Genomic DNA, 716 nt, shown 5'->3' with positions numbered 1-716 from the left:
TCGGGGCTCACGCGTGCCGGATGCTGGTAGCTCCAGGCGGCCTCGACGAGCAGCTTCCTTGCATAGCTGTTGCCGTTCTTCGTGATACTGCCCTGGCGGCGCTTCTCGCCTGACGAGTGTTCCGAGGGCGTCAGGCCCAGCCAGGCCATCAGCTGGCGCGGATGGGCGAAGCGTGACAGATCGCCCAGTTCGGCGAGCACACCAATGGCGGTGGTGAACTGCACGCCGCGCATGGTCTGCAGGGCCAGCACGACGGGATAGAAGCGCCAGCTGGCAACCGCCTCGCGCAACGCCGCTTCGAGACGCGCACATTGCGCGAGGCGGTCCTCGATGGCGCGCCGCTGTTCCTCGAACGCCAGCTGCTGCCAGGCGCTCTCAAAGGCAAACGCGCTTACCCAGCGCCGGTGCGCCGGGCCCCAGTCGGCGCGGCCTGTATAGCGCACCCCATGCGAGAGCAGGAAGGCCTTCACCCGTTGCCGTGCACGCTTCAGGTCGTCCCTGGCGCTCACCCAGGTGCGTGCCAGATCGCGGAACGCCTCGTCGTCCACGCTGGGCACGTACACCGCCGACAGGTCACCGGCGCGCAGCGATCGTACCAGCTTGATCGCATCACGCCGGTCAGTCTTGACCCGCTCGCCCGGCTTTTTCGGAATCAGCGATGGGGCGCACACCATGCATCCGAATCCCTTCTGCACGAGCTGACGGTAAAGCCCATA

At 66.8% G+C, this 716-nt stretch carries 1 protein-coding gene; it reads right to left on the bottom strand.

Annotated features, from left to right (window positions below; genetic code table 11):
- A partial coding sequence (locus AC3WLT_RS37260) for an IS110 family RNA-guided transposase (RefSeq protein ID WP_492596541.1) occupies positions 1 to 716 on the bottom strand: 716 nt, incomplete at both ends.

The sequence above is a fragment of the Paraburkholderia sp. FW306-2-2C-D06C genome, from assembly GCF_058781505.1.
Note: the sequence above shows the minus strand (reverse complement) of the source record. Positions and strands in the feature narration are given on the sequence as shown.